The sequence below is a fragment of the Radicibacter daui genome (genome assembly GCA_030657355.1).
Taxonomy (GTDB): domain Bacteria; phylum Pseudomonadota; class Alphaproteobacteria; order Radicibacterales; family Radicibacteraceae; genus Radicibacter; species Radicibacter daui.
The window spans coordinates 4,199,125-4,214,444 of the sequence record CP131056.1; the positions used below are offsets into that span (position 1 = coordinate 4,199,125).

At 64.3% G+C, this 15,320-nt stretch carries 15 protein-coding genes; 7 read left to right on the plus strand and 8 right to left on the minus strand.

What is annotated here, in order from left to right; all coding sequences use genetic code 11:
- Positions 1-7 precede the first annotated feature (7 nt).
- Both QTL98_RS19615 and QTL98_RS19620 read left to right on the plus strand, forming a co-directional pair.
- On the plus strand, positions 8-673 hold the full coding sequence (locus QTL98_RS19615) for an amino acid ABC transporter permease (protein ID WP_445680143.1): 666 nt from the start codon (positions 8-10) through the stop codon (positions 671-673).
- Positions 673-1,470, plus strand: coding sequence for an amino acid ABC transporter ATP-binding protein (locus QTL98_RS19620; RefSeq protein WP_445680144.1), 798 nt, complete (start codon positions 673-675; stop codon positions 1,468-1,470). Before QTL98_RS19615 ends, QTL98_RS19620 begins: the two co-directional genes overlap by 1 nt.
- Here QTL98_RS19620 and QTL98_RS19625 read toward each other — a convergent pair.
- Positions 1,463-2,407, minus strand: a complete 945-nt coding sequence (locus QTL98_RS19625) for a LysR substrate-binding domain-containing protein (RefSeq protein ID WP_445680145.1) — start codon at positions 2,405-2,407, stop codon at positions 1,463-1,465. The genes QTL98_RS19620 and QTL98_RS19625 overlap by 8 nt on opposite strands.
- 204 nt (positions 2,408-2,611) lie before the next feature.
- On the opposite strand from QTL98_RS19625, the gene QTL98_RS19630 reads away from it, so the two are divergent.
- Both QTL98_RS19630 and QTL98_RS19635 read left to right on the plus strand, forming a co-directional pair.
- Positions 2,612-3,649 (plus strand): aromatic ring-hydroxylating dioxygenase subunit alpha, encoded by a 1,038-nt coding sequence (locus tag QTL98_RS19630; RefSeq protein ID WP_445680146.1) that lies wholly within the window; start codon positions 2,612-2,614, stop codon positions 3,647-3,649.
- The gene (locus QTL98_RS19635; RefSeq protein WP_445680147.1) at positions 3,646-4,755 is read left to right on the plus strand and encodes a 2Fe-2S iron-sulfur cluster-binding protein; all 1,110 of its coding nucleotides are present in this window, start codon (positions 3,646-3,648) and stop codon (positions 4,753-4,755) included. The genes QTL98_RS19630 and QTL98_RS19635 overlap by 4 nt, the downstream gene beginning before the upstream one ends.
- On the opposite strand, the gene hutH is transcribed toward QTL98_RS19635, so the two are convergent.
- Positions 4,752-6,302, minus strand: a complete 1,551-nt coding sequence (gene hutH, locus QTL98_RS19640; RefSeq protein WP_445680148.1) for a histidine ammonia-lyase — start codon at positions 6,300-6,302, stop codon at positions 4,752-4,754. The genes QTL98_RS19635 and hutH overlap by 4 nt on opposite strands.
- Before the next feature lie 168 nt (positions 6,303-6,470).
- On the opposite strand from hutH, the gene hutC reads away from it, so the two are divergent.
- The gene (gene hutC / locus QTL98_RS19645; RefSeq protein ID WP_445682194.1) at positions 6,471-7,229 is read left to right on the plus strand and encodes a histidine utilization transcriptional repressor HutC; all 759 of its coding nucleotides are present in this window, start codon (positions 6,471-6,473) and stop codon (positions 7,227-7,229) included.
- An 18-nt stretch (positions 7,230-7,247) separates the two neighbouring features.
- Here the strand turns inward: hutC and QTL98_RS19650 are convergent, their stop codons facing one another.
- Positions 7,248-8,009 carry an SDR family NAD(P)-dependent oxidoreductase gene (locus QTL98_RS19650; protein WP_510637596.1) on the minus strand — a complete coding sequence of 254 codons (762 nt, stop codon included), beginning with the start codon at positions 8,007-8,009 and terminating at the stop codon, positions 7,248-7,250.
- Between the two features lie 99 nt (positions 8,010-8,108).
- Between QTL98_RS19650 and QTL98_RS19655 the strand changes: the two genes are divergently transcribed.
- Positions 8,109-9,047 carry a LysR family transcriptional regulator gene (locus tag QTL98_RS19655; protein ID WP_445680150.1) on the plus strand — a complete coding sequence of 313 codons (939 nt, stop codon included), beginning with the start codon at positions 8,109-8,111 and terminating at the stop codon, positions 9,045-9,047.
- On the opposite strand, the gene QTL98_RS19660 is transcribed toward QTL98_RS19655, so the two are convergent.
- Entirely contained in the window at positions 9,019-10,404 is a 1,386-nt protein-coding gene (locus QTL98_RS19660; RefSeq protein WP_445680151.1) for an FAD-binding oxidoreductase, read from the minus strand. The two genes, QTL98_RS19655 and QTL98_RS19660, sit on opposite strands and share 29 nt — an antisense overlap.
- A 175-nt stretch (positions 10,405-10,579) precedes the next feature.
- On the opposite strand from QTL98_RS19660, the gene QTL98_RS19665 reads away from it, so the two are divergent.
- Positions 10,580-10,906 carry a chorismate mutase gene (locus QTL98_RS19665; RefSeq protein WP_445680152.1) on the plus strand — a complete coding sequence of 109 codons (327 nt, stop codon included), beginning with the start codon at positions 10,580-10,582 and terminating at the stop codon, positions 10,904-10,906.
- Between the two features lie 67 nt (positions 10,907-10,973).
- Here the strand turns inward: QTL98_RS19665 and QTL98_RS19670 are convergent, their stop codons facing one another.
- From QTL98_RS19670 to QTL98_RS19685, 4 genes are read right to left on the minus strand one after another with little or no spacing between them, the layout of a single operon-like run.
- Entirely contained in the window at positions 10,974-12,419 is a 1,446-nt protein-coding gene (locus QTL98_RS19670) for a gamma-aminobutyraldehyde dehydrogenase (RefSeq protein WP_445680153.1), read from the minus strand.
- A gap of 37 nt (positions 12,420-12,456) precedes the next feature.
- On the minus strand, positions 12,457-13,263 hold the full coding sequence (locus QTL98_RS19675; RefSeq protein ID WP_445680154.1) for an ABC transporter permease: 807 nt from the start codon (positions 13,261-13,263) through the stop codon (positions 12,457-12,459).
- Positions 13,253-14,215: an ABC transporter permease gene (locus QTL98_RS19680; RefSeq protein ID WP_510637597.1), complete on the minus strand. Its 963-nt coding sequence runs from the start codon at positions 14,213-14,215 to the stop codon at positions 13,253-13,255. The genes QTL98_RS19675 and QTL98_RS19680 overlap by 11 nt, the downstream gene beginning before the upstream one ends.
- Positions 14,212-15,234, minus strand: coding sequence for an ABC transporter ATP-binding protein (locus QTL98_RS19685; protein ID WP_445680156.1), 1,023 nt, complete (start codon positions 15,232-15,234; stop codon positions 14,212-14,214). Before QTL98_RS19685 ends, QTL98_RS19680 begins: the two co-directional genes overlap by 4 nt.
- Positions 15,235-15,320 lie beyond the last annotated feature (86 nt).

Consider the following 15,320-nt stretch of genomic DNA (forward strand, 5'->3'; position numbering starts at 1 on the left):
GGCACCCATGAGTTTCGACCTCAGCATCATCTGGCAGAATCTCCCCGACATCCTTGCCGGTTTCTGGACCACCTGCTGGCTGTGGGCGGTCAGCACCGCCGGCGGCATCGTGCTCGGCTTTCTTGTCGCCGTCGCCCGACGTTATGGCGGCCGGCTCATCGCCAGCGTGCTTGGCGTCTATGTCGCCATCATGCGCGGCACGCCGTTTCTGGTGCAGATCTTCCTGCTCTATTATGGCGGCCCCTTCATCGGCATCTCGCTGACGGAAACGCCGACCGGTCTCATCGGCCTCGTCATCTATGGCGCCGCCTATTTCAGCGAGGTCTTCCGCGCCGGCTTCGAAGCCGTGCCTGTTGGCCATATCGAGGCGGCGGAATGTGTGGGCCTGACCCGCTGGCAGACGGTGCGCCGTATCCTGCTGCCGGAAATGGCGCTGCTGGTGCTGCCGCCCAGCGTCAACATCGCCGTCATCCTCATCAAGGAAACGGCCGTACTCTCCACCATCACGGTGCCTGAGCTCACCATGGTCACCAGCGTCATCGGCTCGCAGTACTATGCCTTTGTCGAGGCGCTGACCCTGCTCGCCCTCTTCTACTGGTTCCTTGTCGAGGTGACCGGCCGTGCCGGGCGCTGGGCCGAGGCCAAGCTTTCCAGATACAGGTTCGCCAACTGATGAACAGCACCGTCCCTGCCATCCGTATTTCGGGCCTCACCAAGAGCTACGGCGAGACAGAGGTGCTGCACGGCATCGATCTGGAGTTCGCCAGCGGCGAGGTTACCTGCCTCATCGGCCCTTCCGGTTCGGGCAAGAGCACGCTTCTGCGCTGCATCGCCTTTCTGGAAGAAGCGACCAACGGCCTGATTTCCATCGAGGGCGAGGCGCTTGGTTTTGCCATGGGCCCCGGCGGCAACCGCATCCGCCTGCCGCAGGCCGAGGTGCGCGCCGTGCGCTCTCGCATCGGCATGGTGTTCCAGCAGTTCAATCTCTGGCCGCACATGACGGCCCTTGGCAACGTGGCCGAGGCGCTGGTGACGGTGCGCGGGATGAGCCGCAGCGATGCCGAGGCCCGCGCCACCCGCGAGCTGGAGCGTGTCGGCCTTGGCCATCGTGCCGGGCATTATCCGGCGCAGCTTTCTGGCGGGCAGCAGCAGCGCGTCGCCATCGCCCGGGCGCTGGCGCTCGATCCGCGCATCATGCTGTTTGACGAACCCACCTCCTCCCTCGACCCGGAGCTGACCGGCGAGGTGCTGAACGTCATGCGCCAGTTGGCAGATGACGGCATGACCATGCTTGTCGTCTCGCACGAGATCGGTTTTGCCGCCTCCGTCGGCAGCAAGATCGTGTTTCTCGATCAGGGCAAGGTGCTGCTGGAGGGCTCGCCGACGGAAGTGTTCGGCAAACCCCGCCATCCGCGCATCGACCAGTTCCTCGATACCTATCTGGACCGCGGCGCCGCCACGCTCATCTAGGCGCGGCAAGCTCTGTTATCGGCATGGCGGCCGTCAGCCCCTGCTGGCGGCCGAGAGCCAGCAGCCAGCTATGCAGTGCCCGCCCCAGCGGACGGTCGAGCGCGGCCATGTCCCAGGCAAGAAAATAAGGCTCCGGCACCGGCAGCCGGTGATCGAACGGCACCATGAGCCGCCCGGCGGCCAGATCTTCCGCCACCATGGAAAGCTGGCCCAGCACGAAGCCGCGGCCTGCCACTGCGGCATCGATGGCGACGCTGGAGAGTGAAAACGACATGCCGGGCGCCACCCGCCCCACCGGCAGCCCCAGCGCCGCAAACCATTGCGCCCAGCCCGGCGGCGGCAGGAACTCTCCCATCCAGTCGATGCCGATCAGCGGATACTCCAGTATCTCGCGCGGGGCGGCGAGAGTGCGTCCGGCAAGCAGGCCGGGGGCACAAACAGGCACGACCTGATCGGTAAAAAGAACCGCCGCATGCTGATACTGGCGGATGCGGTGCCCGTAGGAGACGCGAAAATCCACCGGGTCGCTACCAAGCCTGGGCTCGGCTTCGCTACCGATAAGATGGATGGCGATTTCCCCCTGCTGCTGGCGCCAGTCGAAGAGCGCCGGCCCCAGCCATTTGGTCGCCAGTGACGAAAGGGTGGAGATGGTGAGGCCCGCCTCCGAACGCAGCCGCTCCAGTTCCTCCCCGGCCTTGGTCAGGCGATGGAGCGCGGCCACCACCCCGTCATGATAGGCGGCTCCCCAGAGCGTCAGCACCACGCCCTTGCCGCGCCGCTCCAGCAGGCGAACACCCAGCGCCCCTTCCAGCAGCTTGATCTGCTGAGATACCGCGCCCGCGGAAATACCAAGTTCGCGCGCGGCGCCAGTAATACTGCCGGTCTGGCCGACCGCCGCGAACACCTGAACGGCCCGGAGAGGGGGAAGCTGCGCCATTTCCTGAAAGGTTTCCGCTATCGCTATCGCCGGTATCGCAAAACCATCAGCGGCCTGCTTAATCGTTATCAACGTTTTAGATTATCTAAATCAGAATTCAACGCACATCCCCTATCGGGATCCGCGCCAAACGCGCACAGTTTTTGCCAATAATCATAAGGACGCTGCCGCTACCCATTGCCCGCCCGCCGGAGAGCCTGATCCATGTTCCTGAAAAATGTCTGGTACGTCGCCGCCATCTCCGGCGACATAGACCGTTCGCTGAAAGCGACGACCATTCTGGACGAGGCGGTGGTGCTTTACCGCCGCGAGGACGGCAAGGCCGTGGCGCTGGAGGATGCCTGTCCCCATCGCAAACTGCCGCTCTCCATGGGCCGCCTGAAGGGCAACGAGGTCGAATGCGGCTATCATGGCCTCACCTTCAACTGCTCGGGCAGCTGCACCCGCGCCCCGGGCAGCGACCGCATTCCGCCGGGCGCAAAGGTTCGCAGCTATCCCGTGGAGGACCGTTATGGCCTGCTGTGGATCTGGATGGGCGCGCCGGAGCTTGCCAACCCCGACCTCATCTTCAAGGTCGAGCAGTGGGACAATCCCGACTGGGGCACCACGAAGCCCGACAGCATGACGGTCGAGTGCAGCTATTTCTTCGTGACCGACAATCTGCTCGATCCCTCCCACGTCGCCTGGGTTCACCAGTCTTCCTTCGCGAGCGCGGGCTGCGAGCAGACGGCGCTGTCAACCAGGGTCAATGACGACGGTGTCGTGGTCTCCCGCTGGATGCTGGGCGACGAGGTTGCCCCCTTCTATGCTCCGTTCGTGAAGTTCAAGGGGCTGACGGACCGCCAGCAGCATTATGAAGTGCGCTTCCCCAGCCATGCCATCATCAAGGCCATCTTTACCCCTGCGGGTACCGGCGGGCCGGAGGGCGTTCTGCACCCCGATACCTTCCTGATGGACAGCTATAATTTCATGACCCCGGTGAGCGAGGGCGTGACGCGCTATTTCTGGTTCCAGATGCGCAACTTCGCCCCCGGCGACGAGGCCGTCTCCGCCGCCTTTGCCGTGGCCGTGAAGGCCGCGTTCGAGGAAGACCGGCTGGTGCTGAATGCCGTACAGAAGGGCATGAATGACAAGCGCAGCCCCAATATCGACCTTGCCATTGATGCCGGCCCGCTGCGCTTCCGCCGCCGCGTACAGCAGATGATCGAGACCGAAGCCGGCCAGAAGGCCGCTGCCGAGTGAACAGCCTGCCGTTCCGGCGCTACCGGGTCAGCGCCATCCATGAGGAAAGCAGCACCATCCGCTCCTTCGAGCTGGTTCCGGCAGAAGGCGGGTCCCTGCCCGCCTTCGCGCCCGGCCAGTTTCTGGTACTGCGCCTGCCCGCCGGCCAAAATGGCGAATTTGTTATGCGCAATTACAGCCTGTGCTGCCCGCAGGGTTCAGACAGCCTGCGCATTGCCGTAAAGCACGAAGGCCCGCCCTCCGATGCGCCGCACCTGCCGCCCGGCTGCGGCTCCTCCTGGCTGCATGAGCGCGTGACCATTGGCAGCACTCTTGAGGCAACGGGACCACGCGGCGACTTCATCCTCCAAAGTGATAACCGACGCCCGGTAGTGCTGATTGCCGGCGGTGTCGGCGCCACGCCGCTTCTGGCCATGTTCCACGCCCTTGCCAGCGAACCGGAAGCCACGGCACGCAAGGCATGGTTCATCCATGCGGCCGAAACCGGCAGCGTGCATGCCTTTGGCGGGGAAGTTCGCCGCCTTGCCGCCAGCCGATCCGGCCTTTCCTGCCATATCCGCTATCGCTCGCCGGCACCGGAGGATCTGGAAGCCGGACGCTGCGACAGCACCGGCACCGTCGATCGCGCCCTGCTGCAGTCCTTGCTGCCGCTCGATGATTACGAGGTCTATCTCTGCGGCCCACCCGCCTTCATGAAGGCTGTGCACGCCGCCCTGCGCGGCCTCGGCATCGAGCGCGCGCGCATCCATACCGAATTCTTCGGCCCGACCACCTTGCTGGAAGAGGCGGAAGAAAAGGCCCCCGCTCCGGTGGATGCCGCCCTTGCCAGCGCCCCGGAAACCGAGCCGGAAAGCTGCCAGGTGCGCTTTACCCGGTCAGGCAAAACCGCCCTCTGGCAGGAGGGCACGCACTCCCTGCTCGACCTTGCCGAGCAGGTTGGCATCAACGCCAATTTCAGCTGCCGGGCGGGCGTATGCGGCATGTGCCTTACCCGCCTTGTCAAAGGCGAGGTGCGCTACTTCGAAGAACCGCTGGAGCCGCCGGAAGCGGGCACACTGCTGGTGTGCTGCTCCCGCCCCGCCGGCCCTGTGGAAATCGAACTTTAGGCGCTGATCGCCGGCAGCATTCCGGCGCCGGCCGCCTCGACGAACGCACCCGAACGTACCAGCGCGATGGCGGCTTCCATATCCGGGTGGAAATGGCGGTCGTCATCCAGATGCGGCACCGCCTTGCGCAGCGTGGCACGTACCCGCTCCAGCGCCGGGCTCGAGGCAAGGCCGGAGTGGAAATCGCAGCCCTGCGCCGCGGCCAGCATCTCGATGCCGATCACCGCCGTGGCATTGGCGGTCATGGTCAGCAGGCGGCGCGCACCGTGGGCGGCCATCGACACATGATCTTCCTGGTTGGCCGAAGTCGGGATCGAATCGACACTGGCCGGGAAGGCACGGCCCTTGTTTTCCGACACCAGCGCCGCTGCCGTCACCTGCGGGATCATGAAGCCGCTGTTGAGGCCGGGCTTGGGGGTTAGGAAGGCCGGCAGGCCGGAAAGCGCCGGATCCACCAGCATGGCAATACGCCGCTCGGAAAGGGAGCCGATCTCGCATACCGCCATGGCAATCATGTCAGCAGCAAAAGCCACCGGCTCGGCGTGGAAGTTACCGCCGGAAAGGGCTTCACCCTCGGCCGAGAAGATCAGCGGATTGTCGGAGACGCCATTGGCTTCCGTCTCCAGCAGGCTTGCCGCATGGCGCAGCACGTCGAGCGCGGCGCCCATCACCTGCGGCTGGCAGCGCAGGCAATAGGGGTCCTGCACCCGTTCGTCTCCCACCAGATGCGAGGCGCGGATGGCGCTGCCGACCATCAACTCGCGCAGCGAGGCCGCCGTCTCGCGCTGGCCGCGGTGGCGGCGCAGCTCATGAATGCGCGGGTCAAACGGCGCGTCGGAACCGCGGGCGGCGTCGGTGGAAAGTGCACCGGCCACGAGGGCGGACTGCATCAGCCGCTCGGCTTCAAACAGGCCGGCCAGCGCATAGGCGGTCGAGAACTGCGTACCGTTGAGAAGGGCAAGGCCCTCCTTCGGACCCAGCACCAGCGGGGAGAGCCCCGCTTCCTTGAGCGCCTCTGCAGCCGGCTTGCGCGCGCCGCCGATGAAAATGTCGCCAACCCCCAGCAGCGCCGCCGTCATGTGCGAGAGCGGGGCGAGATCGCCCGAGGCGCCGACGGAGCCCTGCGCCGGGACCACCGGCGTCAGCCCTTTGGCGAGCACCGCTTCCAGCATGGCGATGGTGGAAGGCTTTACGCCCGAAGCGCCCTGGCCGAGGCTCGCCAGCTTCAGGGCAATCATCAGCCGCACGATGTTTTCCGGCATCGGCTCACCGGTGCCGGCAGCGTGGGAGAGCACGATATTGCGCTGGAGCCTTTCCAGATCGACGGCCGGGATGCGCACGCTCGCCAGCTTGCCGAAGCCGGTATTGATACCATAGACCGGCTCGCCCTTGGCGACGATGGCCGCCACGGTGGCCGCGCTGCGCTCGATGGCCGGCAGGGCCGCCGCATCCAGCTTCGCGCCCGCACCCTCATAGATTGCCCGCCACTGGGCCAGCGGGACTGAACCGGGGGTCAGGGTAATCAGGGACGGGGCACTGGCGGACATCGGGCTCTCCTCGAAAGACAGGTGGACTTGCAGGGCGGCGGCAGGCACGGAACACTTTGGCACCGCAGCATTGCCGCTTGGCAGTCGCCGTTTATTTGTCTATACATAAATTCAGAACGGGCCGCCTGTCCAGTGGGCGTCTTGCGGCCGGAAAGGAGAGGCATGACGATGTCACAGGGCGCTGCCGCCGAGGGCACCGCATCGGGCCGTGACCGCCTCTCGCTGCCGCTGCACCAGCGCATCCGCGCCGATATCGAGGCGCGCATCCTCTCCGGCACCTGGCCGCCCGGATACCGCATCCCCTTCGAGCATGAACTGATGGCCGAATATGGCTGCGCGCGCATGACGGTGAACAAGGCCCTGTCGGCCCTTGCCGAAGCCGGGCTCATCGAGCGACGCCGCCGGGCCGGCAGCTTTGTCAGCCGCCCGCGCGTACAGTCCGCAGTACTCGAAATCCATGACATCCAGGCCGAGATCCAGCAACGCGGGCAGGATTACCGCTTCGAGCTGACACAGCGCCTGAGCCATCCGGCCGGGCCTGCGGAAGCAACGTTGCTGGGCATTGCGCCCGGCACGGCGCTGCTGACGCTCACCTGCCGTCACTTCGCCAATGGCCGCCCCTTCGCCATCGAGGACCGGCACATCAACCTGACCCAGGTGCCCGAAGCCGAGACCATCGATTTTGCTGTCGAGCCGCCCGGCACATGGCTTCTGCATCACGTGCCGTGGAACGAGGCGGAGCACCGTATCAGCGCCATCAACGCCGATGCCGCCCTTGCCGGCGATCTCGACATCGACAGCGGCACGGCCTGCCTCGTCGTTACCCGCCAGACCTGGCGCGGCGGAGAGACCATCACCCGCGTCGTCACCCGCTTCCCAGGCGACCTTTATGATCTTGTCGCCCGGTTTGTGCCATCTTCCAACTAGGCTGTCAAAAGTTGGAAATCACAACCGCAGACCACCCAGGGTAAAGCCGCCATCCACTGTAATTTCCTGCCCTGTTACAAAAGCGGCATCTTCCGAAAGCAGCCAGGCGACCGTTCCAGAAACATCTTCGGGCCTCCCGTTGCGCTTCAATGCCGTATGTGCTGCCAATTTAGCCGCCACATCCGGCGGCAAGGCATCTGCCATGGGCGTGAGGATGATGCCCGGGTTGAGGGCGTTGACCCGGACGCCTCGCGGCCCCTGCTCAACAGCAAGCGTCCGCATCATGGCCAGCAAAGCGCCCTTCGTGCTCGCGTAAGCGCCTACACCGGGCATTACGCCACCACTCGCCGTCCATGAGGCGTTGATAACGATGGCGCCTCCTTCAAGTGCCGGCAGACAGTATCTTAGCGTTAGGAAGGTGCCGCGCAGATTGGTCGCGATCAACGCATCAAGATCGCTCTCATCAGTCTCGGCGAGTGCATTGAAGGTGCCCAGCACGCCAGCGTTCGCAAAGAGCCCATCCAGACGCCCACTCCATGCAACAGCCTCAGTCGCCATCGCACGAACAGCATTGGAATCTGCAATGTCACAGCCCTGAACCAAGGCAGCGCTGCCGAGCGCCGTAACATCTTCCGCCAGCTTCTCCAACGGCTCCCGACGGCGACCAACCAGAACGAGCTTTGCCCCCTCCCGCGCCAGACGAAGAGACACTTCGCGCCCCATACCCGTCCCAGCGCCGGTGACAAGAATAGTCTTCTGCGAAAATCGTAACTGCGCCATGCCCTGTCCCTTCAGATGTGTGTGCGCAATGTTATAATTCCCCACTAAAATCATCATAATAATGAAAACTCTTTCATAATATGAAAGCAGGGCTTTTGAATGGATCTCTTTCGCTCCATGCACGCCTTTGTGGCAGCGGTACAGGCAGGCTCGATGAGCGCTGCAGCCGGGCAGCTTGGCATGTCCGCTGCGATGGTAGGGCAGCACGTCGCCGCACTGGAGGCACAACTCGGGACACGACTTCTCAACCGGACGACACGTCGGCAAAGCCTCACCGATTTCGGCTCAAGTTATTTCGAGCAATGTCGGGACATTCTTGAACGCGTGACCGCCTCTCAGAAGGAAGCCGAAATACAGCAAAGCGTACCGCGCGGATTGTTGAGGATTACTGCACCGGTCAGCTTTGGAACAGAATCCCTGATTCCGGTTGTGGGACGGTATAGTGATACCGCCCCTAACGTTACTCTGGATCTCGTCCTCACTGACCGGACTGTCGATCTGGTGGAGGAGGGCTTCGATCTTGCATTTCGGATTGGCGTCTTGCCCGACAATCGACTGATCGCGCGCCGACTAATGCCTTACAGAATGATGATCTGCGCGTCCCCTGAATATCTCGCACGAGCAGCGGTGCCCGCACACCCCGCCGATCTGGCAAAGCTTGATATGGTGGGCTTTACAGCCTCGAAGCTTTCGCCTTGGCGACTATCAAAAGGCGGGGAAACCGTAACGGTAAGGCCACGCTACAAAATCAGCGTCAACAGCGGTCCAGCACTGCGTAATGCCGCTTGTGCTGGCCTTGGTGTTGTCATGCAACCCGAGAGCCTGCTTGCAAGGGACGTGAATGCCGGCCGCCTGATTCAGCTTTTTCCGGATTGGAAACTAAGGGAACGGCCCATGTCACTGCTGTATTACCGCGACCAGCGTATGACGCCGCGTTTGCGCAGCTTCATTACATTTGCCGTAAAGGAGTTCGGTGCCACATCTGACCAAGATGCCATCCAGCCCCCCCTTAAAGCGCTACCACCTTGCCAGGATTGAACAGGTTTTTCGGATCGAGCGTCTGCTTGATCGAGCGTGCGACGGCCCGTTTTACCGGGTCGGCATAAAGCTCGTAGGCCCGGCGCTTTTTGATGCCCACGCCATGTTCGGCAGAGAAGCTGCCGCCCTGCCCGGCAAGGCCGGTGTAGAGCACCTCATCCACTCTGGCTGACAACTCATCATCCAGCGTACCCGGCCGGTTGAAGATGATGTGCAGATTGCCGTCGGCGATATGGCCGAAGACATAAGGCTTCAGCGCCGGATCGATGGCGGCAAAACCCTCCCGGATGCGCGCCACATAGGCATCGCAGAGCGATGCCGGCACGGAGACGTCATAGGACGCCGCCCCCGGATAATGCCGATAGATGGTCTCGGTATCCTCGCGCAGATGCCACAGCCGGTCGCGCTGGTCGAGCGACTGCGCCACGACAGCATCGAGGATGCCGGCCTCGCCCCAAAGGGCACCCAGCCCCTCCTCCAGCATTTCCCGCGCACTGTCACCATCGCCGGAAGCCAGCTCCAGCAGCAGCACGGCCGGAGCATCGAGCGGCATCTGCCCGGCGGCAACGCCATGCGCCGTCGCGTTGAAACGCGCAAAATCCTGCCACATCAGCTCCGCCCCGCAGAGCTGCACCCCGCTGAGGCCGAGGAAGTGGCGGATGATCCGGAGCGCGGATGCGGCATCCTTGACACCGACCATGGCGGAAGCCCGACCGGCAATAAGCGCATCCAGCTTGAGCACGGCGCGGGTGATAAAACCCAGCGTACCTTCCGCCCCGACGAAGAGATGCTTGAGGTCATAACCCGCGCTGGTCTTCACCACCCGCGTCAGGTCCGTCATCACGCTGCCATCGGGAAGCACCACCTCGATACCCAGCAGCCGGTGCCGCATCACGCCGTTGCGAAAGGCCAGAATGCCGCCGGCATTGGTGGAGAGCATGCCGCCGATGGTGGCGGAGCCGCGGGCGGCAAGGTCGATACCGGGCTCCAGCCCATGGGGCGCGCACGCTTCCTGCAGGGCTTGCAATGTCACGCCCGCCCCGACCACGGCCACCCGTTCCAGCGGATCGATCTCATGGATGGCCGCCAGTTTGGCAGTGGAGAGGATGACCTGCCCTTTAGCTGACCGTCCAGCGCCGGTAAGGCCGGTACGCCCGCCCTGCGAGACCATCTGCACATTGTTTTCCGCGCACCAGCGCACTAGGCGGGCGGCCGCTTCGGTGCTTGCCGGCATGGCAAGGGCAGAGGCGCCGAGATTGGCACCGTCCCAGCCCGGATCGCGAGACGCCAGATCGTCCGGCCCCAGAACGGTGATATCCGCGCCCAGCCCGGCGACGATCTGATGCAGCTCCGCCATTTCCCTCTCCGCCCACCTTATTAAGTCTATACAAATCACCCGCAGCTTAGGATGGCCGCGCCGCCCTCGTCCAGCCGGCAAAAACGGCGCGTGGCAAATCCCCTCGCAGCCTTGCAGGAGCCATAAGGCTCGTGCAGGAAGGGCACCAGAAACCGTCAATGCCGGACCCAAGCCGATGAGCGAAACAGCCCTGCCGCCCGAAGACTGCACCACCATGGCCGAGGTGCGGCGCGGCGTCGATGCTCTCGACCGCCAGCTGGTTGAGCTGCTGGCGGTACGCCAGCGCTATATGGATGCGGCAGCCCGCATCAAGCCCAGCCGGGACCAGGTTTATGACGCCGCGCGCATCGAGGATGTCGTGGCCAAGGTCAAGGCGCATGGCACTATTGCGGGGCTCTCTGACCAAATTGCCGAACCGGTCTGGCGCCTGCTCATCGACCGCTCCATCGCCCATGAACTGGCGCGCTGGGATGTGATCCGCTCCGCCGGAACAAAACCCTGAAAAAGGAAAGCCCGGGCGATAATTATCGCCCGGGCTCCCGCCTTCGGCCTCCCCCGTCGCTGATGCCTCAGGCGAACTTGACCATCACATGGCGCACCACGGTGTAGTCCTCCAGCGCGTACTGGCTGAGGTCCTTGCCGTAACCGGACTGCTTGAAGCCGCCATGCGGCATCTCATTGGCCAGCATGAAGTGGGTGTTAACCCAGGTGCAGCCATACTGAAGCCGCGCCGCCACCGCCATGGCGCGGGAGACATCCTGCGTCCACACCGATGAGGCAAGGCCGTAGTCGCTGTCATTGGCCCAGGAGATGGCCTCTTCGGTGTCAGAAAAGCGGGTGACGGAGACAACAGGGCCAAACACCTCACGCCGCACGATCTCATCGCTCTGCAGCGCGCCCGCCACCACGGTCGGCTTGTAGAAAAAGCCATTGCCGTCGGCGACACCGCCGCCGGTGGTGATCTCGATATGGTTCAGCTCGCTTGCCCGTTCGACAAAGCTCGCCACCCGGTCGCGCTGGCGGCGGGAGATGAGCGGACCCATCTCGTTTTCCGCGTCATCCTCGCGGCCATAGGCAATGCCGGAGACGGCGGAAGAAAGATCAGCCACCAGCTTTTCATAGAGCTTGTCGCCGACATAAAGCCGGCAGGCCGCCGTGCAGTCCTGCCCGGCATTGTAATAACCGAAGGTGCGCACCCCCTCGACCACGGCATCAAGATCGGCGTCATCAAACACGATGACCGGCGCCTTGCCGCCCAGTTCCAGATGTGTGCGCTTGACCGACTGGGCCGCTGCAGCCAGCACTTTCTTGCCCGTCGCCACATCGCCCGTCAGCGACACCATGGAGACACCGCGATGGTTGATGAGCGTGTTACCGACACTGCCGCCGCGCCCGACGATGACGTTGAACACACCTTCCGGCAGGATATCGGCCGCGACTTTGGCGAGTTTCAGCGTGGTCAGCGGCGTCTGTTCGGACGGTTTCAGCACCACGCAGTTGCCCGCTGCAATCGCCGGCGCCACCTTCCAGGCCGCCATCATCAGCGGATAGTTCCACGGTGCGATAGAAGCGACGACACCGATGGGATCGCGCCGGATCATCGAGGTATGGCCCGGCAGATATTCGCCCGCCGCCTGCCCCGGCAGCGTGCGCACGGCGCCGGCAAAGAAGCGGAACACATCCACTACCGCCGGGATCTCATCGCGCAGCACCGCCGGATAGGGCTTGCCGCAATTGAGCGCTTCCAGCCGGGCAAAATCCTCGGCCGCATCCTCGATGGCCTGGGCGAGGCGCAGCAGATAACCCGAGCGCTCCACCGGCGTGGTGCGCGACCAGGTAAGAAAGGCCTTGCCGGCGGCGGCCACGGCCTTGTCGATCTGCGCGGCGGAAGCCTCCGGCATATCCATGATCACGGCGCCGGTGCGCGGGGCGTAGAGGGTCTCCGCCTCTTCGCTGCCGGTTTCAAAGGCGCCACCGATCAGCATGCTGATGTCGCTTACGGCTGCTTTGCTCATGATGGAAGGGCTCCCTGTTCTTATCGCGTCTGTCGGGTCATTTGCCGCTGCCGGCCGTTTCGGCCGTATCGCGGGTCAGGTAATAGGCGGCGAGGATGGGCAGCAGCGTCACCAAGATGACGAACACCGCCACCACATTGGTGACCGGCCGCTGACGCGGGCGGATCAGTTCCGTCAGCATCCAGATCGGCAGGGTTTCCTGCTGACCGGCGGTGAAGGTGGTGACGATCACCTCGTCAAAGGAAAGGGCGAAGGCCAGCATGCCGCCGGCCAGAAGCGCGGTGCCGAGCGTAGGCAGCAGCACATAGCGGAAGGTCTGGAACGCATCGGCGCCCAGATCCATCGACGCCTCGATGAGTGAGGGCGAGGTGCGGCGCAGGCGTGCCACGGCATTGTTGTAGACCACCACGATGCAGAAGGTGGCGTGGCCGAGCACGATGGTCAGCACCGAAAACGGAATGTCGGCAGCGCCAAAGGCCGTGCGCAGACTGATGCCGGTGACGATGCCAGGCAAGGCAATGGGCAGGATGATGAGCAGCGACAGCGTCTCCCGCCCGAAGAATTTCGCCCGCGCAAGGCCGCCCGCCGCCAGCGTGCCGAGCACCAGCGCAATGGCAGTGGAAATGGCGGCGATCTCGACGGAGAGCGTCAGCGCATCCCAGATATCCTGACGCCCCCAGGCAACACCGAACCATTTGGTCGTGAGGCCCGGCAGCGGCCACTGGTAGCTCTTCTCCTCCGTAGAGAAGGCATAGGCGAGGATGAAGAGCAGCGGCAGATGCAGGAAGGCGATGCCTGCCCCTGCGGCAAGCTTGAGCGGCCAGCCGGCCTTGTCAGTGCGCATCGAAGGCCCCCATGCGGCGGACGATGGCGAGATAGACCGCCATGATGACGATGGGCACCACCGAGAAGGCGGCTGCCAGCGGAATGTTGCCGGCCGTACCCTGCTGGATATAGACGACCTGCCCGATAAAGAGCGTGGAAGGCCCCACGATCTGCGGCGCGATATAGTCGCCCAGCGTCAGCGAGAAAGTGAAGATCGACCCGGCGGCCACGCCCGGCATGGCGAGCGGCAGGATGACGGAACGCAGCGTGCGCCCCGGTGCAGCGCCGAGATCGGCGGAAGCTTCCAGCAGCGAGGCCGGCACCCGCTCCAGCGCCGCCTGCACCGGCAGGATCATGTAGGGCACCCAGAGATAGACGAAGACGATGAAGGTGCCGATATAGCTGACCGACAGCGACGGCCCGCCGATGCCAGGGATCGAGAGCAGCCAATTGATAAGGCCAGTGGTATGCGTGGCCTCGGCCGCCCAGGTGATGACGCCTTCCTTGGCGAGGATCAGCTTCCATGCATAGACGCGCACCAGATAGCTGGACCATAGCGGCAGCATCACCAGCAGATAGAAGGCCGCCTTCATGCGCCCGTGGGCATACCGCGCAGCGTAATAGGCGATGGGAAAGGCGATGACGGCACTTGCCACCGTTACGCTCGCCGCCATGACCACGGTGCGCACGACCACATCGAGATTGGCCGGCCTCAACAGCTGGGCATAGGTGGAGAGCGTGAACTCGTGGACGACGAGGCCGGAGAACTCGTCGAGCGAGAAGAAGGACTGCGCCAGAAGCGTTGCCAATGCGCCCAGATAGACGGCACCGAGCCAGAACATCGGCGGCGCCAGCAGCACCGCCAGCACCAGCCAGCGCCGCCGCAGCACAAAGTCCGACAGACGCCGCAGCGGCCCGTCCGGCAAAGGCGGCAGATCGGCAGTGAGGGAGGAGAGCGGCCTTGCCATCAGGCCTGCTCCAGCCAGTGCAGCGCCGCCGGCTCAAAGGCAAGGATCGCCTGCGCGCCGGGAGCAACGCTGACAGCGCCGTGCGCCGCATCGCTCACGGCAATACGCCCGCCACCGGCAAGCTGGGTAACCACCCGGCGCACGGCACCTTGATAGAGCACATCCGCCACGGTAGCGCTGAGGCTGAGCCAGCCTTCCGGTACCTCGACCACCGACGCACAGATCCTGATGCGCTCGGGCCGGAGGCTTGCCGCGCCCCTGGCGCTTACGCCGAGGGTGGAGAGCAGGGCAGCCTCGATCACGTTGGAAGAGCCGACAAAATCGGCAACGAAGCGCGTGCGCGGCTGCTCGTAGATTTCCGTCGGCGTTCCCACCTGCACGATGCGCCCGTCATTGAAGACGGCGACGCGGTCGGCCATGGAAAGCGCCTCGCCCTGGTCATGCGTCACAAAGACGAAGGTCAGGCCCAGCTGCCGGTGCAGCGTGCGCAGCTCGACCTGCATTTCCTCGCGCAGCTTGAGATCGAGCGCACCCAGCGGTTCATCCAGCAGCACCACCTTCGGCGCGTTGATCAGCGCACGGGCAAGGGCAACGCGCTGGCGCTGGCCGCCGGAAAGCTGCGCCGGCTTGCGGTCGCCGAATCCGGAAAGCTTGACGAGGGAGAGCATCTCCTCGGCCTTCTCCCGCCGGGCGCGTTTGCCAACGCCCCGCACCATAAGGCCGTAGGCCACATTGTCGGCGACGCTCATGTGCGGAAAAAGCGCATAGTCCTGAAAGACGGTGTTCACCGCCCGCCGATAGGGCGGCACGCCCTCCACCGCCTCGCCAAAGATGCGGATCGACCCGTCGGTCGGCTGGTCGAAACCGGCGATAAGACGCAGACAGGTGGTCTTGCCCGAACCCGACGGGCCCAGCATGGCGAAAAACTCGCCCGGTGCGATTTCCAGATCGACGCCATCGACAGCACGGATGGTTCCGAAATGGCGTGACACGCCCGCAAAGCTGACGGCCGGTTCGGTCATGCTTGTTCCTGTTACTTTGTCATGTAAGGCAAAGAGAGGGATGAGGGCCGGCTGCCGGGAAGGGACAGCCGGCCCTCATCCTTTGG